The organism is Acrocarpospora catenulata (genome assembly GCF_018476525.1).
GTDB classification, from domain to species: domain Bacteria; phylum Actinomycetota; class Actinomycetes; order Streptosporangiales; family Streptosporangiaceae; genus Acrocarpospora; species Acrocarpospora catenulata.
Genome location: NZ_JAHCST010000031.1, coordinates 15452 through 37027, shown reverse-complemented (window position 1 = coordinate 37027; position 21576 = coordinate 15452). Strand labels below are relative to the sequence as shown.

Sequence of the window (21576 nt, the reverse complement as noted above, 5' to 3'; positions counted from 1 at the left end):
AATGGATAAGCCGCCCGAACTAGGGCACAACGGAAAAATCCCGACCGGCTACGCGGACATCGCCGTAGCCGGTCGGGTGGTGTGGTGCTGTCGTTAAACCAGGTCAGAACACTTCTTGGCGTCGGGGTCCTTGGCCGCTTGGGGGACCCAGCGGATGTTGGCGAAGGACGCGGAGAAGGCGCCCTCGGTGTAGACGAGGAAGGTGGTGTTGACGTTCTCCATGTCCAGGCCGGTCTCGGCGAAGCAGGAGATGGGGATCTTGATGGTGGACTTGGCGCCTACCGGGAGGTTCTGGAAGAGGGAGGTGGCGACGACTTCGGCGAAGCAGGGGTAGACGCAGTGGACGCTGACCACCGTCCGGGCCGCCGGGGGTGAGTGGACGATGGTGTCGAAGACGAGGGCCGCGTCGGCGTTGAGGTAGCCGCGCAGGTCGGTGCCGCCCGCCGGGTTCTGGGTGTAGATCTGGCCGGGGCCGACGCCGGTCCAGGTGGCCCGCAGGCCGTCCTGCTGCACGTTGACGTCGGAGGGGACGACGTTGATCTCGGCGTGCGCGGCGGTCATGTCGGGGCCGATCTCGGTGCCGCCCCAGTTCTCGGGGGAGCCGATGTAGCTGCGGTAGGGGTCGACGTCGGTGCGGTTGAAGAGCTCCAGGTCCTCGGTGGCGGTTCCGCCGCCGCCGGTCGAGCCGCAGGGGAACTGGGGCGAGGTCTCGTCGAGTTGTCCGACGTTGCCGGTCTGGTGGGAGCGCAGGCCGTACCCGAGCGGGAAGAGCGGGTCGTAGCCCTCCTGGCCCGGGTTGAGCGGGGTCTGGCAGGCGCTCTTCGGCCAGGAGTAGGAGAGCTTGCCGGTGAAGTCGTAGTCGCGGCGGGACTTGACCAGCAGGTCGGCGACGCCGCCGCCCTGCGTGCCGGGCAGCCAGGCGGCCACGAAGGCGTCGGAGCGGTTGAGCTCCTTGTTGACGTAGAGGGGGCGGCCGGTGACGTACACGGTGACCACGGGGGTGCCCTTGCCGGCGACCTTGTCCAGGACGGCGAGGTCGCCGGGGTAGAGCTTGGCGGCTTCCAGGGTGCGCCGGGACAGGTCGCCGACGCCCTCGGCGTAGGGCGTCTCGCCGATCACCGCGATCACCGCGTCGTACGCGCTGGGGTCGACGCCGTCGGCGGTCTCGCTGAAGGTCACCCTGGACGTGCCGAGCGCCTCACGCAGGCCGCCCAGGATGGTGGTCCCGTTGGGGAAGTCGGCGTTGGTGTTGCCGGCGCCCTGCCAGGTCAGCGACCAGCCGCCGGTCTGGTTCTGCAGGCTGTCGGCGCTCTTGCCGACCACCAGGACCTTGGACCGGGAGTCCAGCGGCAGCACCTTGCCCTTGTTCTTCAGCAGCACCTGCGACTTGCGTACGGCTTCGCGGGCCAGCCGCTTGGCCTCCAGCGCGGAGGCGGAACCGGCCAGCGGGCGGGCGGACGGCTTGCGCGCGTCGAAGAGCCCGGCCCGGAGCTTGACCCGCAGGATCCGGGTCACCGCGTCGTCGATCCGGGACATCGGGATCTCGCCGGACTGCACCTGGGCCATGGTGTTGGCGATGAACGCCTTCCAGTCGTTGGGCACCATGACGATGTCGATGCCGGCGTTGACGGCCCGGGCGCAGCTGGCGTTGGTGCACCCGGCGACCTGGCCGATGCCGTTCCAGTCGGAGACCACGAGCCCGTCGAAGCCCATCTTCTTCTTCAGGATCTGGTTCAGCGCGAGCTCGCTGCCGTGCAGTTTGCCCTCGTTGATGCCGAGTTCCTCGTTGGTCCAGCTGTTGAAGGAGACCATCACGGTCTGCGCCCCGGCGGCGAGGGCCCCGTAGTAGCCCTGGCCGTGCAGGTTGATCATCTCGGCCTGGGAGGAGGGGTTCACACCCTGGTCGACGCCCTTCAGCGTGCCGCCGTCGCCGATGAAGTGCTTGGCGGTGGCCAGAACGCCCTTGTCGCCGAGCCGGTGGGCGTTGCCGCCCTGCAGGCCGCGGACCACTTCGTACCCGTACGCGCGGGTGATCCGCGGGTCCTCGGAGAAGCCCTCGTAGGTACGGCCCCAGCGGTCGTCGCGGACCACGGCGAGGGTGGGGGCGAACGCCCAGTCCTGGCCGGTGGCGCGGATCTGCCCGGCGGTGGCCTCGCCGATCTCGCGGAGCAGGCACGGGTCACCGGCGGCGCCGAGGCCGATGTTGTGCGGGAACATCGTCGAGCCGTACACGTTGTTGTTGCCGTGCACGGCGTCGATGCCCCAGATCACGGGGATCTTCGTACGGGTGCCGAGGGAGGCCTGCCAGTACGCGTCGGCGAGGTCCAGCCAGGCCTTGGGGGCGGCGTGCTTGTCGCGGTTGGGCCAGGAGCCGCCGCCGTTCAGGACCGAGCCGATGAAGTACTGCCCGACCTCGGCCGGGGTGATGGCGCCGATCTCCGGCTGGGTCATCTGGCCGACCTTCTCGGCCAGCGTCATCCCGGCGACGATCTTCGCGATCCGCTTCTCGTCTGCGGCGTTCTGGGTGATCTTGCTCTTGACCTTCGGCCAGTCGGAGAGGGTGGGCAGCTGCTTTTCAATCCTGGCGCAGCCGTGGTCCATGGCGGGCTGGCCGATCTCGGGCTGGCGTCCGGAGCCGCCCAGGCTGGGGGCGCTCACCGCGCTCACCGCGCTCGCCGCCGGCGTGGCGGCCACCCCGGCGGCCAGGAGGGCTAATCCCGCCAGGGTCGCGCCAACGCGCCGCCGGGTACTGGACCGGGCGAGAGGCCGGGCAAATGGCTTGGTCATGCGAGGGTCCGTTCTCGTATCGCGAAACGGTCATGGCGGCCACCACGCCGAATCCTGACCGTGTAACGGTTCCGAGTCAATATCCTCACAAGAGCGCTCTCTTGACTGAAGAGACCTCCCTTGGCCAGGGAAGTTCTTCCAAATCCGCATGCCGGTGGCTTATTTTTCGATTTATTACATGTCGATAACTGATGATCGAGAGAGGTGACTTGAACGTGGGAGAGCGTTCTCCCAAGGGTCTGGCGGGCCTTTACCTGGGGCTGGCTACCATCGAGCGCATGCGTCTGGCCCGGCTGTCCCCCATGGTGCAAGAAGTCGCGAAGTTCGGCATGATCGGCGCGATCGGCTTCGTGATCAGCGTCCCCGGAGCGAACCTGCTCCGCTACGGCATCGGCCTGGGACCGCTGACCTCGGTCGTGCTGGCCACCGTCACGGCCTGCGCGTTCACCTACCTCGCCCACCGGTACTGGACCTGGCGCCGCCCCGGCAACGTCGCCCAGGCCCAGGAGTTCGCGCTGTTCGCGGTCTTCAACGGCATCGGCCTGCTGATCCAGGTGCTCTGCGTGGGCTTCACCGAGTACACCCTCCAGCTGAGCAACCCCGTCGCCCTCAACGCCGCCAACCTGCTGGGCGTGATCATCGGCACGGTGTTCCGCTTCTGGGCCTACCGTCGCTGGGTGTTCCTGCCGGTGGTCGTGCGCGGCAAGCCCGAACTGCGCGTGGTGCGCTCGGACGCCCAGGTGGACCAGCCCGGCGCGTGAGGCGCCGGGCCGGTCCAGGGGTCAGGGCGCCAGGTCCCGATGGCGGAACAGCGCCATCCCGCCGACCGCCAGCGCCGCCGCCACCCCGACCAGCGCCAGGATCGGCCCAGGAGTGGCGGCCACCGCCGGTACGGCAGGGACGTGGCTGAACGGCGACAGGTCCCGGACCGCGTCGGGCAGCCCGAGCATGTCCCCGAACATCCCCCACACGATGGTGGCCACCAGCCCCGCCCAGGCCAGCGCCACCGCGAACCTCGGCAACGCCCCGAAGACCAGCACCACGAACCCGGCCAGCGTGAGCGCGGCGGGCAACTGCGCCAGCCCGGCCCCGGCCATCGTCAGCACGCCCTCCTCGCCTCCGGCGGCGGCGTCGGCGAGCCCCATCGCGACCCCGGCGGCCAGCAGCACGGCCGCCGCGCCCCCGGCCGCGCAGGCCAGATGGGCGGCCACCCACCGGCTCCTGCCGACGGCCGTGGCCAGCACCGCCTCACCGGGCCCGCCCGCCTCCTCCGCCCGCAACCGCAGCAGGGCCTGTACGGCGAAGCTCGCCGCCAGCACCCCGAACACGTTCATCATCGCCGCGAAGAAGACGTCCACCAGCTGCCCGCCCGCCCCGCCGGCGAGCTGGTTGATCACCTTGACGGCGCCCGCGTTGGCCGTCATCGCGTCCCGTACGGTGGCGCCGAGCGAGCCGATCCCGGCCCCGGCCACCGCCGCCCCGATCACCCAGCCGTACACCAGTCCCCGGTTCAGCCGCCAGGCCAGCCCGAGCGGCCCGTGCAGCGACCCGGTGGCGGGACCCGGCCGGTCGGGGATCAGGCCGCCGCCCAGGTCCCGCCGCCCGGCCAGCGCGAACGCGCCCGCCACGCAGGCGGCCAGCAGCAGCACCGGCAGGACGAGCACCCACCAGCGCTCCTCGCCGTACGGGCGGGCCAGCATGCCCCAGCCGATCGGCGACAACCAGGACGGCCAGGCGGTGGTGACCCCGTCGGGGGTGACCTCGCCCAGCGCGTCGCCGATCCCGCGTACCAGATAGGCGACGCCGACCAGCGCGGCGGCGCAGGCGTTGGCGGCGCGGGCGCCGGTGAACAGCTGCGCGGAAACGGCGGCGATGCCCGCGAACGCCATCCCGGTGAGCGCGCACGCGGTGCCGAAGGCCAGCGACCCGGCCGCCGGCAGCCCCGAGCCCAGCAGCGTGAGGGTGATCGCCAGGCCGAGCACCAGGCTGGCGCCGCAGGCCACCACCAGGGCGGCGATGAGCCCGGCGTACCGGCCGACGCTGCCCGCGCCGACCAGTTCGGCCCGCCCGGTCTCCTCGTTCTGCCGGGTGTGCCGGACCACCGCGAAGGTGCTCAGCAGCGCGGCCAGCACCAGCAGGGACGCCAGGTTGCGGAAGTTCACCACCGCGCCCAGGCTGGTGCCGACGGGCACGCCCCGCATGAGCAGCACCGCCGGGCTGGTCGCGGCGCCCTGGAGCGCCTCGGCCCGGCTCGCCTCGTCGGGGAACTCGTCCACTACGGCGGCGACGCCGGCCGCCGTCACCGCCATGGCGACCAGGATCCAGATCGGCAGGCGCACCCGGTCCCGGCGCAGGGCCAGCCGGACCAGGCGCCAGGCGCCCGCGGTCATGACGCGGCCTTCTGGCCGTAGTGGCGCATGAACAGCTCCTCCAGCGTGGGGGGATGGCTGGTCATCGCCCGGACCTCGAACTTGCCCAGATGCCGCAGCACCGAGGGGAGTTCCGCCGCGTCCACGTCGAACCGGGTCCGGCTGCCGTCGGCCACCAGATCGTGCACGCCGGGCAGCCCGGCCAGGCCGGTGATCGGCCCGTTCGCCTCCACGGCCACCGAGGTGCGGGTCAGGTGGCGCAGCTCGGCGAGGGTGCCCGACTCGACGGTGGCGCCCTCCCTGATGATGCTCACCCGGTCGCAGAGCGCCTCGACCTCGGCGAAGATGTGGCTGCTCAGCAGTACGGTGGCGCCCTGGCCGCGCACCTCGCGCACGGTCTGCTGGAAGGCCGCCTCCATCAGCGGGTCCAGCCCCGAGGTGGGCTCGTCCAGCACGAACAGCTCGACGTCGGACGCGAACGCCGCCACCAGCGCCACCTTCTGCCGGTTCCCCTTGGAGTAGGTACGGCACCGCTTGGTGGGATCCAGCTGGAATCGGTCCACCAGCTCGGCCCGCCGGGCCAGGTCAAGCCCGCCGCGCAGGTCGCCGAAGAGGTCGATGGCCTCCCCGCCGGTCAGGTTGGGCCACAGGTTCACGTCCCCTGGCACGTACGCCAGGCGGCGGTGCAGGCGCACCGCGTCCCGCCAGGGGTCGCCGCCGAGCAGGGAGACGGTGCCGGAGTCGGCCCGGAGCAGCCCGAGCAGCACCCGGATCGTGGTGGTCTTCCCCGCGCCGTTGGGGCCGAGAAAGCCGTGCACCTCCCCGGTGCGTACGGACAGGGTGAGACCGTTCAGCGCCTTGGTGGAGCCGAAGGTCTTGATCAGCCCGGTAACCGAGATGGCGTCATTCATCGCGAGCCTCCTGGACTCGGTGGGGAGTGGACACCCGGTCGATCGCGGCCCGGGCGGCCGCGGCGTCCTCGACGCTCATGATCGGGTGCGAGTAGATGTCGAGCAGGGCTCTGGCCAGCAGCAGGTCGCCCTCCGGGCTGTCCAGCTCCACGCCCAGGACGCGGGTGAGGTGCTCGTGCAGCACTGCGACGGAGAGCGCCATCGCGGTCCCGATCGCGGCTCTGACCCGCGGGGGGACGTCGGAGCGTTCGGAGCGGGCCCGGTCGGCGTCGGTCTGCCATTCCTCGCTGAGCTTGACCATCTCGTCGAAGAGCTTCGCCGCCGCGCCCTCGGCGAGCGCCCGCCCGACATACCGCTGGTACGGCTTCATGGCCGCCCGGCTCGCCGCCACGGGGTTCGTCTCAAGCTTGGCCAGGTCGGCCCCGCGGACGTCGGCGTTCAACCGGCGGACGAGCTTGACCAGATGGTCGTCGCAGGCGTCCCGCAGGCCCTGCTTGGACCCGAAGTGGTGCCGCACCAGGCCGGGGGACACGCCTGCCTGCTCCGCGATGGCCCGGATGGTGGCGCGTTCGAAGCCGTGCTCCCCGAACTGTGCCATCGCCGCGTCTCGGATCCGAGCTCGCGCGGTCAGGTCTTCTGGGTCGTTGTACACACAAACAACGTACTACTCGCTTGAATCGCCCGCTATACGTACGTATAGCCTTTACACGACGGCGGCCGCCACTCCCACGATCGCCATCAGCAGACCGGCCCCGGTCACCGCCGTCCCGGCGATCACCGCCGCTCGCCGCCCCCGGCGGACGCCGCTCCAGTAGAGCAGCACGTACGGGAGGAAACCCAGGCCGCCGACGCCGACGGCCGGGAGGGCGAGGGCGGCGAGCAGGCCCGCAGTGCCGGCGGGCACGGCGCGGTCCCCCTCCGGGGTGAGCTGGGCGCGGACGACGTCGCCCGCGTCGGAGTCGGGAGAGGCCGCCACCGGTACCGCCTGGCCGCCGGAGTCGGGGGTGAAGGTGCCCTTGCAGTCGTACCGGCCCCGGCCGAGGTCCTGGCAGGAGGTGACCGTGAGGGTGCCGGGGGTGCCGATCCGGCCGGTGGCCAGCTGGATGGCGGTCACCGAGAACACCATGGGGAGCACGCAGACGGCCAGCCAGAGGGCCACCAGGATGACCTTCCCAAGCAGGCCGGGACCGGGGCCGCGGGTGGGGGTGACATGGTTGAAGGCGTCGAGGAATTCCGTCATGCGGCCAGTGTGCGGAAACCGACTTGCCGTTGACCTGCGCCGAACTTGGAGCTCACGGCCGCCACTGGAGGAGGACCGCGGTGGCGTCGTCGCGGAGCCTTCCGTTCTGGTACTCGACCAGCGTACGGGCCAGGCGGCGGAGGGACTCCGCGACCGGGAGGGCGGTGGTGTCGCTCCGGGTGACCAGGTCGGTGAGGCGCTCCATGCCGAAGAGCTCCCCGTCCGGCGAGCGGGCCTCCAGCACGCCGTCGGTGTAGAAGAGCACCTGGTCGCCCTCCTCCAGCCGCTCCTCGTAGACCTGGGTGGCGATCGACCCGCCCAGGCCGAGCGGCAGGCGCGGCGGCCGGTCCAGCTGCTTGATGACCCTGCCGCCGCGGATCAGCAGCGGCACGGGATGGCCGCAGTTGATCCAGGTCAGCAGGCCGGAGGTGACGTCCAGCTCGGCCAGCACGCCGGTGACGAAGCGGGAGCTGCCGAACCGCTCGTGCACCGCGCAGTCGGCCAGCTCCACGATGTCGGTCAGTGTGCCGCCGGACCTGCGGGCGTTGCGGCAACTGGCCAGGCAGACGCTGGCGATTAGGCCGGACTCCAGGTCGTGGCCGATGGAGTCGAAGACCGAGACCTGGAGCCGGTCGCCGAGCAGGCTGTAGTCGAACGCGTCACCCCCCACCTCGTACGCCGGTTCGATCACCCCGCTGATGGTGAACCGGTCGGTGCCGAAGGTGAGCGGCGGCATGAACGCCCACTCCATCTCGGAGGCCAGCGACATGCGCTCCCGGCGCCGGGTCCGCGGGAAGGTGTCGCTGTAGGCGGTCTTGCTGATCAGCAGGAGCGCGGTGACGGAGGCCAGCGTCTCGCACCGGCGGCGCATGGCCGAGTCGCAGGAGTCCATGGTCAGCTCGATCACGCCGAGTCGGTCGATGCCGTCGATCAGTGGCAGCCAGAGGCGTACCCTGCCCTCGGCCACGCTGTGCTGGGCGCGGATCGTGCGGTAGCAGAGCCCGGCCAGGGTGCCGTCCACGGAGAGCGGCTCGTCGCCGGTGCCGAGGGGGACCAGCAGCTCCTGGCGTACGTCGCAGAGGTAGACGGCCAGGCCGAGGATGCCCAGCCGGGTGGCGAAGCGGGCGACCGTGTCCGGGATGGCGTCGGGTGGCGCGAGGTGCGCGGCGTCGAGCAGGTCGTGCAGGACCTGTTCTCCCGAGCTCAGGTCGCCGTCCATGACGTCTCCCTCACCGTGCGCAGTTCTCCCATCACCTACCCCCAATCCCGAGAATGACTGCATAACAGCAGGTCACAGCCCTTTTTCAGGAAAAATCCCGACAAATGGTGTGTGGGGGTAGGGAAGGAGTGGGTAACCAGGAAGCGTTGTGAGCGATCCGCACAGGCCCCGTGACCCAGGTCGGCACCAAGACCCGCGACGCGAACCACCCAAGCACCGGGTCGAGATCCCCCGGCACCGACAACGGCCCATCGCCGAGAACGCCCAGCAACACGGCCGCCCCATCTCCTGGATCTTCGTCTCCGCCGTCCTCCTGGTCTTCACCTGCGGCGGCCTCGCCCTCATCCTGAACAACTGGGTGATGTTCTGGGTCTGCGCCGCCCTCCTGGTAGCCGCCCTCCCCATCGGCCACGCCATCCGCATCACCGACGACGTCATCGCCTTCCCCGAGAACGACCACAACACCCACAACCGCCTGGACTAGCCATCCCGCACAGCGAGTTCGAGGTGATTTCCGGTTGGGGGTTATTGGGTGCGGATTGCGATTTCTGGGTAGTCGAGGACGAGGCCGGATTCGTCGAAGATCAGGACGCAGGTGAAGTCGAAGGCGGGGGAGGCGTAGTCGTAGCGGAGGTGGGGGCCGTCGTCGGGGAGGCGGAGGTAGGTCTGGTCGAGGCGGTCTACGGGGCGGTCGCCGATGCGGACGTATGCGGCTGGGGCGGGGGTCTTGGTGTTGGCGGGTGGGTCCATGCGGTGGATGGGGAAGGTGTTGGTCATCGCCGAGGATTCCAGGTCGACGTCGTGGCAGCCGGTCAGGTGGGGGGCGGGTTCGCCGTTGACCAGCCAGTTTCCCTGGCCGTCTGATTCCAGGAGGGTGGACCACGGGCCGGTGGAGGAGCGGCCCCAGATCTGGGCGGTGCGGGTGGTCCAGGTGGCGTCCAGGCGGATGTCGTAGCGGACCATCCAGGTTTGGTCGTTCTCCGCGGCCGTGGTGCAGCCTTCGGCCCGCCAGCCGTTGTCGTACGTGGAGAAGTAGACGACCTCGAAGCCGGAGCGGTCGCCCAGGTGCCGCCAGGCCGCGGTAATTGGGGGAATGGTGAAAGGCATCGTTAATCGTTCCCGTGGCAGAGATTCAATGGCAGGTGTTTTTCTTCCCCTCTAACCCCTATGAACTCGTCTAAACATTTGTCCGATACGTCACGATTTGATTTGATCGGGCGGAGAGGGGGTTGGGTCATGGTCGATGTTCATCACCGTTATGCCATGGTGCACGGGCGGCGGTTGTTCTACCGGGAGGCGGGGCCGCCGAACGCGCCGACGCTGGTGCTGCTGCACGGTTATCCGACCAGTTCGTTCATGTTCCGGCACCTCATCCCGGATCTGGCCCGCGACTACCGGGTGATCGCCCCCGACCATCTGGGGTTCGGCCTGTCCGACGCGCCCCCGGTGGAGGAGTTCGACTACACCTTCGACGCGCTGGCCGGCCTCACGGCGGCCCTGCTGGAGCACCTGCGTGTCACGCACTACACGATGTATGTCCAGGACTACGGCGCGCCCATCGGCTGGCGGCTGGCCCTGCGCGACCCGGGCGCGGTCACCGCGATCATCAGCCAGAACGGCAACGGCTACGAGGCCGGGTTCGTACCGGAATTCTGGGAGCCGATCTGGGCCTACCACCGCGAGCAGAACCCGGAGACCGAGAAGGTCGTGCGGCAGGCGTTCACGCCGGAGGCGATCAGGTGGCAGTACCTGACCGGGGTGCCCGACGAGACCCTGGTCAGCCCGGACACCTGGCACCACGACTACGCGCTGATCTCCCGTCCAGGGAACGACCGGGTGCAACTGGCGCTCTTCCGGGACTACGCCAGCAATATCCCGCTCTATGGCCGACTGCATGAGTATTTCCGTGCGCACCGGCCGCCCCTGCTCGCCGTCTGGGGCAAGGACGACCCGGTGTTCGGTCCGGAGGGGGCGCGGGCGTTCGCCCAGGATCTGCCGGACGCCCAGGTCCACCTGCTGGAGGGCGGCCACTTCCTGCTGGAGAGCGCCCTCGACAAGGTCATCCGGCTGATGCGCGCGTTCCTCGACCGCTGAGGCACCGGTCGCTCAGCCTTTGGAGTTCGTTCCCTGGCTGACCCGCCTTCAGATCACGGCCGCTCAGCGGCAGGTCTGCTGTGGAGTGGGCCTGGACCAGGAACGCCGAGCCCTGTGGTGACCGCCTGACCGAGGGCGAGTTCTGTCGGAGCCCTCCGCTACGTTGCCTTCATGAGTGAATTCGTGCTGGTAGCGGGGGCGTGGCTGGGTGCATGGGCATGGGACGAGGTGGTCCCGGAACTACGCGCCGCCGGCCACGGTGCCCACCCGTTGACCCTGTCCGGCCTCGCGGAGAAACGCCACCTCCCGGCCGGCCAGCAGACTCACGTCCAGGACATCGTCCAAGAAGTCCACCACCGCGACCTCCACGACGTCATCCTGGTCGGCCACAGCTACTCCGGCATCCCCGTCGGCCAGGCCGCCGAACACATCGGCGACCGCCTCTCCCACGTGGTCTTCGTCGACGCCAACGTCCCCGCCGACGGCGAGTCCTTCGTCTCCGCCTGGCCCTACGGCCGCCCCATCGTGGAAGCCTCCATCGCCGAAACCGGCGGCTTCTGGTCCCCCCTCACCGCAGCCGACTACGCGGGCCAGGGCCTGACCCCCACCCAGATCGACTGCATAGTCACCGGTTCAACCCCTCACCCCGGCCCCACCCTGACCGAAGCCGCCATCCTGCCCCGCCCCCTCGCCGACCTCCCCGCCACCTACATCAAATGCCTCCTCGACGGCGAACACCCCGCCGACGACGTCACCGCCCTACTGAAAAACGACAACTGGCGCCTACTCAAAATGAACACCGGCCACTGGCCCATGTTCTCCCAGCCCCACGAACTGGCCCAGATCCTGCTCACGAGGGCCTGACGGTTTACTCCGTGGACCAGTCGAGACGTTGGATAATCCAGGCCGGCATCGACCAGAGGGGATTGTGCGGCGAAAGGTCTCCTTCTTCTACGACAAGGTAGTAAGGATCTGCCATGTGAAATCCATCTTTGCCGCCCACCCAGGCGTCCACGTTGTATTCACAGGAGACTTCGAAATAGTCGTATTCGTCGCCGTTCCTGAGCTCCAGGGTAAAGGCCCAGTTATCGTGTGACCGCCAGGTCAGGGTGAGGCCGGCGTCACTGTCCTTGACCTTCAGGAGGTGCTCGCCCCTCCGCGATTCCAGATCGTCCGGTACGGTGAGACCCGGCACGCAGGAAAGGGCTTCGCGAATATCCTGCAGGGCGTCCTCGGGCTCGGCGTACGTGAGGTCCGGCAGGCTCACATAGGCGTCCCCTTGGGATGACACTCCTGTTATCACGCCGTCGGTCAGATGGAATATCAAATCCGCCCGGACGAACGCATCCTGGTATTCCAGAGTCCTGGTCGGCGGAAAATCCACGCCCTGGAACGGCTCGTCTATCGTGGCCTGCGCGTCGGCGAGAAAGAACACCGTCGCCGACACCTGATGGTGGCAGGCCGATCCGAGATCGCCGGGTCCACGCGGTGTATCCGCCGCTTCCTCCGTATCGGCTGGGTCGGATTCGACGGTGACCCTGTCCAGTCCGGCCAGGGCGGTCAGCCGGGTCACGCTCGCCCCGAGAACATGCGCGTCCAGCGCGTCGACCAGGTCGCTGGACTGCACCGCCCGGTCCAGGCTGGGCGTGTTACCGATGTCGAACCGGGTGACCTGGTCACCCGGGCTCAGACCGATCGGCAGCTGTTCCAGGAGATATCGCACCACTGCCCGTGTCGCATGCCCGTCGTCGATGGTGACCTCGAAGAGGGTGGAACGGAGTTGTCTCCTGGTGCGCGTCAGCGGGGCCGCGATTCCCCAAGCCTGGCAGGCGTCTCTGATGTCCTTGTCCTGGGTGAGGAACAGCAACTGCTCCGCTGAGCCGTCGGCGGCGGCCAGCACGTCACGCAACCATGTGCTGTCGCTGGCACCGGTCTTCACGCCATCCTTCTTCCGGCCGGGCGAACGCTGCAGCACCTGATCCTTCAACCCGGCCAGCGCACTCTCCGGCGTGGCCGCGATCACACGTACGTGCTCGATCTCTCCGATCGCCCGGACGAAATTCTCGATGACCTCACCGGTGTTCGCGTGCGACTGCTTCGGCATCGGAATTCGCCCCCGCGCGAGATTCTTGCGCTGCTCCGTGAAGGCGGTCACTGAACCTTTTTCATCCCCAGGTGGCTCGGTGGTTTTGAAGTACGGCGATGGCCTTGACCAGATGGCCGGCCTTGCTGGGGCTGCACCGTAGTTTCCGGAGGATGCGCCAACTCTTGAGCTGGGCGTTTGCGCGTTCGCCGGGGCCGCGGAGCTTGGCGTGGGACCGGTTGGCCCGCTTCTGTGATTCGGGTTTGTTCTTGCCTCTGTACGGGGTGATCACCGTCTCGGCTTCCGCCCCCTGATAGGCCTTGTCCGCCAGGGTGATGATCCCGGCCTGGTCCAGTTCGCGCAGGATGCCCCAGATCCGGGCGGCGGTCAGATCGTGTGTCTTGCCCGGCAACGCCCCCGACGTCCACACGATGGTGCCGTCCGGACCGGCGATGACCTGGATGTTCATGCCGTGCACCCGATGTTTGCCGGAGAAGTACGGGCGGTCGGCACGCACCCGGTCGGTCCGGATGAGGGTGCCGTCCAGCACCAGCAGATGCAGTCCGTCCTTCTTGGCCTTGCGTAACGCCGCCGTCAGCTTGGGCGAGCGCGCCGACAGCAGCGCAATGGTCTCGGTCACATATCGCCACGCGGTGGCCGCCGACACTCCGAAACCTGCCCCGACCTCAGTGAACGTCTCACCTTTACGCAAGTGGACCAGGACCAGGAGGGCCTGCCGGCCGGGGTTGAGCCGCCGCCAGGACGAGCCGATCGCCTTGCGTCGCCTGCGGATCAGCCCTGCCACGTAGTTGAGCGTTGAAGACGACAAATCGACGGAAGCGCGATAGAACAGCATCCGAAGCTCCTGGTGGTGGCGGATGGATTGTGGTGATCAACCCGTCTACCAGGGGCTTCGCTATGTCATGGGGCAAACTCGGGCATCGCGATCATGCTGTGACCAGCCCACCTGCCACAGGGGATGAAAAGGGTTCACTATCAAATGCCAGTCCTCGGCCAGATGCTCCGCCCATTCCCACACCACGGGCTCCGGAACCCAGGTCTCGATTCCGATGCCCCGCAACCGCAGCGCCGTACGCTCCAGATCCCCCAGGTCCGGTCTGCCCCGCCCATAGGCATTGGCATCCAGCACGACGGCCAGCAATCGTTCCCGCGCCCCCGGCGCCAACCGTAAGCCCGAATCGCCAGGGTATTCACGCGCGGAGTGAGCCATGCGGGACATTGTCCCGCGTTTCACGGGCGACGTCAGGCGCGCGGAGGCCCGCGCCGGATGATCGGCGCGGGCCTCTGTTAAGGGGTTTCAGTTGCGGGATGGGGACTGCAGGAGGCGGTCGCCGGGGTGGCAGAGTTCTGCGGTGAAGAAGGTGCTGCCGGGGACGCAGCGCCACATGCTGGGGTTGGTGTAGCTGGGCGCCTGGCGGATGTTGGTCGCCTGTTCGAGGGCGTAGGCGTCGGCGAGGAGGGTGGCCTCGCTGTAGCCCGTGCCGATGAAGGTGACGCCGATGGGGTTGCGGCCGGCGGAGCTGGCCATCGCGCCGTAGCCGGCGGGGATGGTCAGGGCCGGGTAGCCCGCGCGGGCGGCGTGGCCGAGGAGGGCGTTGCCGCTGGGGACCATGATGGCGTCGAAGTCGTCGGCGGGGTCGGCGGTTCCGTTGGTGAGGATCTTGTCGATCAGGGCGCGGGTGGCTGCCTTACCGGATTCCAGGTCGGCCTGGTACGCGGCGCTGGTGGCGGGGTCGGCCAGGTTGACGGACTGGGCGGTGAGGAGCTGGCCCTGCTGGTACTTGAGGCCCTCCACGGAGTTGGCGTTGTTGTAGTCGATGATGGACTGGAGGGTCGGCGGGCGGGGGCCGCGCCGGGCCCCGGCGAGGTAGGCGTTGAGGTCACGCTTGAACTCGCTCTGGACGATGCTCGCCGGGTTGGGGTCGGGAGTGCCGACGGTGACCTGGGTGGTCGTCGCCCCAAGGGACTGCAGGGCGGCCACCATGGTCAGGTACGGCTCGGCCGAACTCGCCACCACGGCGATCTTCTTGCCCTGGAGGGCGGTGGGGGACAGCCCGGCCGTGTAGTCCTTGACGGGCGCGCCCGCCGTCGCCGGGTCGGCCGAGTCGGGACCGGCGATGACGTTGAGTGCGCTCGCCGCGTCGGACACGGTCCGGGTGATCGGCCCGGGCGCGTCCTGGGAGCGGGCGACGGGCAGCACACCCGTGCGGCTGACCAGGCCGACCGTCGGCTTGAGGCCGACGACGCCGGCCGCCTCGGCGGGCGCCACCAGCTGGGCCGAGTCGGCGGAGGTCTCCATGCCGACGGTGAACGCCGCCAGACCGGAGGCGGTCGCCGCCGCGGAACCGCTGGACGAACCGGCCGGGGTCTTGTCGGTGTCGGAGGGCAGCAGCACCTGCCCGGCGAGCGAGGAGTACCCCTTCGGCATGTTCGCGTCGAAGACGCCGTTCAGCTCGGTGATGTTGGTCTTGCCGAGGATGATCGCCCCGGCCTCCTTGAGCTTGGCCACCACGGTCGAGTCACGGTCCGGCTCGAAGTCCTGGAGCGCGATCGAACCGCCGGTGGTCGCCAGCTTCGCGACGTCGAAGCCGTCGTTGAGCAGGACGGGGATGCCGTACAGCGGCTTCGGCGCCTGTGGCGTCTTGTCCTTGCCCTTGAGTACGTCGTCCTTGTACTTGACCTTCTCGTCCTTGAAGTCCTTGTCCTTGTCGCGGCGTTCCCGGTCGATCTCGCGGGCCTCCTTGAGCGCGTCCGGGTTGATCAGGCGCACCGCCTGGGTGGCCGGGCCCTCGGCGTTGGTCAGCGCGATCCGGTAGAGGTAGGCCTTGACCAGATCCTCCGAGGTCAGGGTGCCGGCGGCGAGCCGCGCGGACAGGCTCTGCACCGACTCGGTCTCCAGGGAGAACGGCAACGCCTTCGGCACGCCGCCGATCATTTTCAGTACCGTGTCGTAGTCGGGGTTGCAGTGGCCGCGCTTGGCGTACGGGCCGGGCGGGTCGGTCTGGGCGCAGCGGTACATGCTCGGGTTGACCGCCGAGGCGGGCTGGCGCAGGCGGGTGGCCTGCTCGATCACGTACCCGACGCCGAGCAGGTTGTACTCGCTGTAGGCGTTGCCGTGCACCTGGACGGCGACCGCGCGGCGGTGCGTGGCGGAGTACCCCATGGGGATGGTGATCGTGGGGTATCCGGCCTGCGGGCCGTTGGGGACGCTGCCGAGGATGGCGATCACCGGGTCGGCGGGCTGGGTCGGGTCGGAGTTGGGGTAGGTCACCATGTCGTTGATGGCCTTGTGCCAGGCCGCCTTACGGATGACCAGGTTGGTCCGGTACGCGGTCTCGTTGGCGCCACCCGGGGTGACGTCGGACTGCGAGGAGTTGAGGTGGTTGTTGTTGCCGAACTTCAGGGCCTGGTGGGCGTTGGCCTGGTTGTCGGCCACCTCCTCGACGAGCGACTTGATCGGCGCCTGCGGGCCGAGGCGCTTGTAGTACTCGTCAATGCTCTTGTGCTGCTCGTACCCGCTGGGCAGGCTCGGCAGCGTGCCGACCGACACGCTCGGCCGGGACACCATGATCGCTCCGGCGGCCGTCAGCGCGTCGTAGGCGATCTTGAGCGGGGTGCCCTCGGTGAGGGTGCCGTTGTAGCCGATCTTCTTGCCCCGGACGAAGTCGAGGTCCAGGGCCTTGGTGTAGTCCGGCAGCTCCGCCGGGAGCGCGGGGATGATGCCGCTGGCGATGTAGTCGGGGCCGAACATGGCCGCGTACGCCGCGTCGCCCTCCGGGTCGGGGCCGGCGATCGAGGCGAGGGTCAGCGCCGCGTCCGACACGTTCCGGACCATCGGCCCGGCGATGTCCTGGGACGCGCTGATCGGGGCGATGCCGTACCCGGGGACCAGGCCGACGGTCGGCCGCAGGCCGACCAGGCTCTGCGCGTTGGACGGGCTGATGATGGACCCGGAGGTTTCCGTGCCGATGCCGAGCGTGGACAGCGCCGCCGCCATGGCCGTGCCGGTTCCGGACGACGAGCCGCTGGGGTTCTGGTCGGCGTCAAGCGCGTGCAGCACCTGTCCGGTGAGGTTGCTGAAACCTGACGGCTGGCTGCCGAAACTGTTCGCGAACTCCGAAAGCCCCACCTTGCCGAGGATCACCACGCCGCGCTCGCGCAGCTTCTTGGTGATCCCCGCGTCGGTCGCCGGGTAGGACTTCCGCAGCGAGTAGTTGCCGGCCGAGGTGTACATGCCGGTGACGTCGATGAGGTCCTTGAGGAGCACCGGCAGACCGTGCGCGGGCCCGAGCAACTGGCCCTTGGCGCGCAGCTTGTCGGCCGCCGCCGCCTCCTTGAGCACGTCAGGGTTGAGCTGGGTGACGGCGTTGAGTCCGGGGCCGCGCTTGTTGAGCGCGTCGATCCGCTCCAGGTATGCCTTGGTGAGTTCGACGGAGGTGAGTTTCCCCTTGGCCATCAGCGCCATGGCCTCGGCGCCGGTGAGGGTCTCCAGGTCGAGGTGGGGTGGCCGGTTCGGCGCGGTGGCCTGCGCGGCTGTCGGGACGAGGGTGGCGCTCAGAGCGAGCGCTAAGAGGGAGAGGACGGAGCGTACTTTGTGCACCACGTGCTCCTTGAGGAACGAATGATGCCTGTGACCGTATATACGACCTATTACGCATAAATGTCCGTAATGTTCCCGACGCGAAACCAGGCCCGTGCCGAAAACCTGTCGTTACGCCGTCCGCGGGGCGGGAGTGCGTCCCGGCATGACGACCGCCGGTCGGTACCCGAGGCGGCGGTCGTCGGTGCGGCGGGAACGCGTCACTCGATGGGGTCGGTGACGTTCAGCTCGTACGTGGCCGACGTCGTGTGCGCGGCCGAGGTGGCGGTGATGGTGATCGTGAACCAGCCGGTCGGGGCCTGCGGGGCGGCCGTGAGGGTCAGCGTGGTGGCGTTGCCGGTCATCAGCACCGCCGGGTTGAACGTTCCGGTCACGCCGTACGGCAGGCCGGTCACCGACATCTGGATCTTGGTGGAGCTGTTGATCGCGGTGGTGCCCACGTTGACGGTCAGCGAGCCGCCGGCGGGCAGGCTGCCGCCCTCCGCGTCGAGGTCGAGCTGGACCTGGGGCGGGGCCGGGGGCGCCACCTCCCGGATGGCCAGCGCGTGGCTGGACGCGGCGCAGGCGGTCGCGGCCTGGACGCCGTCCAGTCCGGTGACCCGGACCGGGATGGCGCGGTCGGTCTGGGTGCCGTCGCCCAGCTGGCCGAGGCCGTTGGCGCCCCAGGCCCAGGCCGTACCGGGCTGCTGCCGGGCGAGGCTGAAGTGGGCGCCGGCGTCGATCCGGGTGGCGCCGCCGACGTGCGCGCGGTCCAGGTAGGGGCGGTCGGCGAAGTCGCCGGTTCCGAGCTGCCCGGCCCAGTTGCCTCCCCAGGACCACACCGAGCCGTCCCAGCGCAGCGCGAGACTGTGCGCGGAGCCCGCGGCGACCTGGGTGAATCCGCTGGAGCCCGGGACCAGCACCGGCCGAACGCGCCTGGTCACGGTGTGGTCGCCGAGCTGCCCGGAGCTGTTGTTCCCCCAGGCCCAGATGACGCCGTCGGAGCGCAGCGCGAGGCTGTGCCCTTCGCCGGCCGCCGCGCCGATCACTCCTTTCAGCTCGGCCACCTGCCGGGGATAGGGCAGGTAGTCGCCGTAGGAGCCGTAACCGAGCTGGCCGAAGGTGTCGTCGCCCCAGACCCACAACGTGCCGTCCGACTTGACCGCCAGGTTGTGCGCCACCCCGGCCTCGATGTCCACGACATTCGTCAGCCCGAGCACCTTGACCGGCGCCGGCCGGTCGACCACATCGTGCTGGCCCAGCTGTCCCCGGTCGTTGGCGCCCCAGGCCCAGACCGAGCCGTCGGCGCGCAGCGCCAGGCTGTAGCCGGCGCCCGCCTCGACGTCGACGACGTCGGACAGGCCCGGCACCGGTCCCGGGCTCAGCCGCGAGGTCGTCGTGCCGTCGCCGAGCTGGCCGGAGCCGTTGCGTCCCCAGCTCCACACCGTACGATCCGCGGCGACCGCCAGGCTGTGCGTCTGGCCCGCGGCGGCTCTGGTGAATCTCTGGGGTAGCGCGCCCACCTCCACGAAGGTGGGCTGCGCGATCGCGGTCGCGCCGTTGCCGAGCTGGCCGTGCTTGTTCCAGCCCCAGGCCACCGCGTGCGAGGACGCGACCGCCTGGCCGCTCGCCCCCGTCACCCCTGCTAACAGAAACGCCGTCACCGTCACCACGACGGATCCGGAACGCCGGATTATTTTCATGATCAGATGCCCCCATGCAGTACGAATGGACCTACCTCGGGAAGGCGTGACATTCCGTTCCATCGGCTGTCCACGCCCCGGGGGTACTGTGAGTCGCGCATCGCAGGCGGCGACCGGGAGGGCGTACATGGCTGACGAAGTCGAGGACGAGGTGCTGGCGCGGGTGCGCGAGATCTGCCTGGCTCTCCCCGAAGTGGTCGAGAAGCCCTTCGGCGGCCACAGTGCCCCGTCGTTCCGCATCCGCGAGAAGCTGTTCCTGATGACCAGCGAGGACGGCCTGAAGATGATGTTCAAGGCCGGCCCGGGCGTTCAGGCGGCCCTCGTCGGCTCCGACCCTCAGCGCTTCTTCGTCCCCGCCTACGTGGGCGCCAAGGGCTGGGTCGGCGCCCGCCTCGACACCGACCAGGACTGGACCGAACTCGACGAACTGATCAGAGACAGCTACCGCCTGATCGCCCCCAAACGCCTGGCCGCCCTTGTGGACTGAACCTCATGACCTGGGGCCGTGACGGCGGTCGGCCGGGAGCGGTGAGGAGCGCCGGGCAACGGGGGAGGGGGACGGTGGTCGGTGGGGGAAGGCGACAGCCGTAAAAGGTGATGGCCACCCACTGCAGTGGGTGGCCATCGAGTTCAGGCGCAGGTGTATCCGGACGGCAGCGCGGTGTCGCCGTTCGGGCGGCTTGCCTGGAAGCCGAAGCTGGTGGTGCTGGCCCCGGGTGCGAGGGTGCCGTTGTGGCTGACGTTTCTGACGGTTACGGTCTGACCGCTGACGGTGACGGTGCCGTTCCAAGAGCCGGTCAGGGTGTGGCCGGCCGGGAGCGTGAAGGTGACCGTCCAGCCGGTGATCGTGGAGGTGCCGGTGTTGGTGATGGTCAGCGGCTGGATCACGTACCCGTTGTTCCACTGGGTCTGCACGGTCGCGACGGCCGAGCAGCCTCCGGTGGACGTCCCGGGCTGGGTGGTGATCTGGACGGTGTTGGAGACCGCCGAGAGGTTGCCCGCGCCGTCCCGCGCCCGCACGTACACCTGGTACTGGGTGTTCGGGGTCAGGCCGGTGAGCGTGATCGAGTTGGTGGTGGTCGTGCCGAGCTGCGGGTCGGTGGCGCCCTGCTCGCGGTAGACGTTGTAACCCGCCAGGCCAGAGCCGCCCGTGTCGGTGGACGCGGCCCAGGTCAGCGTGGCGCCGTTGGCGGTCACGTTGGACGCGGTGGGGGTGCCGGGGGTGCTGGGCGGGGTGGTGTCGGTGGGGGGCGGGCTGCTGTCGGTGAGGACCGGGGTCGTCCAGTCCCGCCAGTCGGCCAGGTTGCCCTGCGCCCTGGACGAGATCCGCATCGTGCCGGCCGCGTTGCCCGTCTTCAGCAGGAACTTCTGGATGTTCTGCTGCAACGGGGTCCGCCATTCGGCCCGGTTGGCGCAGTGCGTGCCGTCCGCGACGTCGGACCAGTAGGTGATGTTGTCCCCGGCGCCGAGCGCCTTGTAGACCTCGGCTCCGCCCAGGGCCGCCACGCTCGCGGACCGCGGACCCAGGTTGGCGATGTGCGGGTTGTCCATGATGAACAGCCCGCGCGGTGCGATCATGGCCACCGTTTCGTGCGTGTCCACCGGCAGCCGGGTCGGGCTGCCCGTGAAGGAGCCGAACGCGTCGCCCAGCCACGGCTGCTCACCGTAGGCACTGCTCAGGCTCTGCGCGCCTTCCCCGGGAATCCCGCGGAAGATGGGCACACCGGCGCTGCCCGACTCGATCGGCATGGTCAACGCGATGCGCTGGTCGAACGCACCGGCCACGAAGGCGCCCTTGCCGAACCGCGAGCAGCCCGTGACGCCGGTCGCGTCCGCCTTGAGGATGTTGCCGCCCGACTGCTCGATGACGTCGATGATCCGGCTCACCCCCCAGCCCCAGGCGGCCAGCAGTCCGGTGCTGCTTGTGGCGCCGTAGATGGTGTAGAAAGCGCCCTGCTTGTTGTTCCGCGGTGTGCCCTCTCGCCCGACCACGTAGGGGTCGTAGTTGATGACGGCGGCACCGGCCGCTCGGATGGTGGCCGTGTCCGCGCCGAATCCTCCATAGACAATGACGGCGGGGAAAGGTCCGGTACCGCTCGGCAGCGAGACGCTCGCGGAGAAGCTGGAGGTCCTGCCGTTGTGACTCACGTTCACCGTGATGGTGCTACTGGAGACCGTGCCCGTCACACTCGTCGGCTTTCCGGGCTTCTCGCCGTAGACGAACCGCTCCGCCAGCCTCTTGATCTCTTCCCGCCGGCACCGCCAATCGGACTTGGTGGAGATGCGTGTGTTGTCCAACTTCCTGAAGGGATCCGGAAGCCTGGTGTTGGTGGTCAAGGATCCCTCGGTGGGCAGGCCGTTCACTACGCAGTCGGCACCCTCGTTTTCAACTCCAACGGCCGCGGCGGCCTCGGTGGACGCTACCGTTACCGCTCCGACGACCGTGAGCGACGCCGCGACCGCCAGCGCGACAACCCTCGAACGGATCCTTGAGCGGCCCGAGCTGATGATCACTAGGGCTCTCCCTTCCGGGTGGGGTATTGGCGCTCAGTCTGGGAATCCGCTCGAAA

General features: G+C 69.2%; 18 protein-coding genes. 5 read left to right on the top strand and 13 right to left on the bottom strand.

Going from position 1 to position 21576, the window contains the following annotated elements:
* Positions 1–93 precede the first annotated feature (93 nt).
* Positions 94–2787: a glycoside hydrolase family 3 protein gene (locus KIP79_RS27260; RefSeq protein ID WP_214107787.1), complete on the bottom strand. Its 2694-nt coding sequence runs from the start codon at positions 2785–2787 to the stop codon at positions 94–96.
* A 215-nt stretch (positions 2788–3002) separates the two neighbouring features.
* On the opposite strand from KIP79_RS27260, the gene KIP79_RS27255 reads away from it, so the two are divergent.
* Positions 3003–3548 carry a GtrA family protein gene (locus KIP79_RS27255; RefSeq protein ID WP_308169916.1) on the top strand — a complete coding sequence of 182 codons (546 nt, stop codon included), beginning with the start codon at positions 3003–3005 and terminating at the stop codon, positions 3546–3548.
* Between the two features lie 21 nt (positions 3549–3569).
* Here the strand turns inward: KIP79_RS27255 and KIP79_RS27250 are convergent, their stop codons facing one another.
* From KIP79_RS27250 to KIP79_RS27230, 5 genes are read right to left on the bottom strand one after another with little or no spacing between them, the layout of a single operon-like run.
* Positions 3570–5177 (bottom strand): ABC transporter permease, encoded by a 1608-nt coding sequence (locus KIP79_RS27250; protein ID WP_214107786.1) that lies wholly within the window; start codon positions 5175–5177, stop codon positions 3570–3572.
* Positions 5174–6067, bottom strand: a complete 894-nt coding sequence (locus KIP79_RS27245) for an ABC transporter ATP-binding protein (protein WP_214107785.1) — start codon at positions 6065–6067, stop codon at positions 5174–5176. Before KIP79_RS27245 ends, KIP79_RS27250 begins: the two co-directional genes overlap by 4 nt.
* Positions 6060–6719 carry a TetR/AcrR family transcriptional regulator gene (locus KIP79_RS49665; protein ID WP_308169915.1) on the bottom strand — a complete coding sequence of 220 codons (660 nt, stop codon included), beginning with the start codon at positions 6717–6719 and terminating at the stop codon, positions 6060–6062. The genes KIP79_RS27245 and KIP79_RS49665 overlap by 8 nt, the downstream gene beginning before the upstream one ends.
* 51 nt (positions 6720–6770) lie before the next feature.
* Positions 6771–7307, bottom strand: a complete 537-nt coding sequence (locus tag KIP79_RS27235) for a hypothetical protein (protein ID WP_214107784.1) — start codon at positions 7305–7307, stop codon at positions 6771–6773.
* Positions 7308–7359: 52 nt separating this feature from the next.
* On the bottom strand, positions 7360–8526 hold the full coding sequence (locus KIP79_RS27230) for a PP2C family protein-serine/threonine phosphatase (protein WP_214107783.1): 1167 nt from the start codon (positions 8524–8526) through the stop codon (positions 7360–7362).
* Positions 8527–8674: 148 nt separating this feature from the next.
* Between KIP79_RS27230 and KIP79_RS27225 the strand changes: the two genes are divergently transcribed.
* The gene (locus KIP79_RS27225) at positions 8675–9010 is read left to right on the top strand and encodes a hypothetical protein (RefSeq protein WP_214107782.1); all 336 of its coding nucleotides are present in this window, start codon (positions 8675–8677) and stop codon (positions 9008–9010) included.
* A 41-nt stretch (positions 9011–9051) separates the two neighbouring features.
* Here KIP79_RS27225 and KIP79_RS27220 read toward each other — a convergent pair whose 3' ends face one another.
* The gene (locus KIP79_RS27220) at positions 9052–9633 is read right to left on the bottom strand and encodes a putative glycolipid-binding domain-containing protein (RefSeq protein ID WP_214107781.1); all 582 of its coding nucleotides are present in this window, start codon (positions 9631–9633) and stop codon (positions 9052–9054) included.
* Between the two features lie 129 nt (positions 9634–9762).
* On the opposite strand from KIP79_RS27220, the gene KIP79_RS27215 reads away from it, so the two are divergent.
* Together KIP79_RS27215 and KIP79_RS27210 are read left to right on the top strand one after the other, a co-directional pair.
* Positions 9763–10620 carry an alpha/beta fold hydrolase gene (locus KIP79_RS27215; protein ID WP_214107780.1) on the top strand — a complete coding sequence of 286 codons (858 nt, stop codon included), beginning with the start codon at positions 9763–9765 and terminating at the stop codon, positions 10618–10620.
* 171 nt (positions 10621–10791) lie between these two features.
* The gene (locus tag KIP79_RS27210) at positions 10792–11484 is read left to right on the top strand and encodes an alpha/beta fold hydrolase (RefSeq protein WP_214107779.1); all 693 of its coding nucleotides are present in this window, start codon (positions 10792–10794) and stop codon (positions 11482–11484) included.
* A gap of 4 nt (positions 11485–11488) precedes the next feature.
* Here the strand turns inward: KIP79_RS27210 and KIP79_RS27205 are convergent, their stop codons facing one another.
* From KIP79_RS27205 to KIP79_RS27185, 5 genes are all read right to left on the bottom strand, one after another.
* Positions 11489–12775: a hypothetical protein gene (locus tag KIP79_RS27205; RefSeq protein WP_214107778.1), complete on the bottom strand. Its 1287-nt coding sequence runs from the start codon at positions 12773–12775 to the stop codon at positions 11489–11491.
* A 10-nt stretch (positions 12776–12785) separates the two neighbouring features.
* Positions 12786–13559 (bottom strand): transposase family protein, encoded by a 774-nt coding sequence (locus tag KIP79_RS27200; protein WP_214107777.1) that lies wholly within the window; start codon positions 13557–13559, stop codon positions 12786–12788.
* A 60-nt stretch (positions 13560–13619) separates the two neighbouring features.
* Complete coding sequence (locus KIP79_RS27195) at positions 13620–13934, bottom strand: hypothetical protein (protein ID WP_214107776.1); 315 nt, start codon at positions 13932–13934, stop codon at positions 13620–13622.
* A gap of 87 nt (positions 13935–14021) precedes the next feature.
* On the bottom strand, positions 14022–17324 hold the full coding sequence (locus tag KIP79_RS27190; RefSeq protein ID WP_214107775.1) for an amidase family protein: 3303 nt from the start codon (positions 17322–17324) through the stop codon (positions 14022–14024).
* A 200-nt stretch (positions 17325–17524) separates the two neighbouring features.
* Entirely contained in the window at positions 17525–18967 is a 1443-nt protein-coding gene (locus tag KIP79_RS27185; RefSeq protein WP_214107774.1) for an RCC1-like domain-containing protein, read from the bottom strand.
* Positions 18968–19133: 166 nt separating this feature from the next.
* Here KIP79_RS27185 and KIP79_RS27180 point away from each other — a divergent pair, with 166 nt between their 5' ends.
* Positions 19134–19493 carry an MmcQ/YjbR family DNA-binding protein gene (locus KIP79_RS27180; protein WP_214107773.1) on the top strand — a complete coding sequence of 120 codons (360 nt, stop codon included), beginning with the start codon at positions 19134–19136 and terminating at the stop codon, positions 19491–19493.
* A gap of 143 nt (positions 19494–19636) precedes the next feature.
* On the opposite strand, the gene KIP79_RS27175 is transcribed toward KIP79_RS27180, so the two are convergent.
* Complete coding sequence (locus tag KIP79_RS27175) at positions 19637–21304, bottom strand: glucuronyl esterase domain-containing protein (RefSeq protein WP_250213914.1); 1668 nt, start codon at positions 21302–21304, stop codon at positions 19637–19639.
* Positions 21305–21576 lie beyond the last annotated feature (272 nt).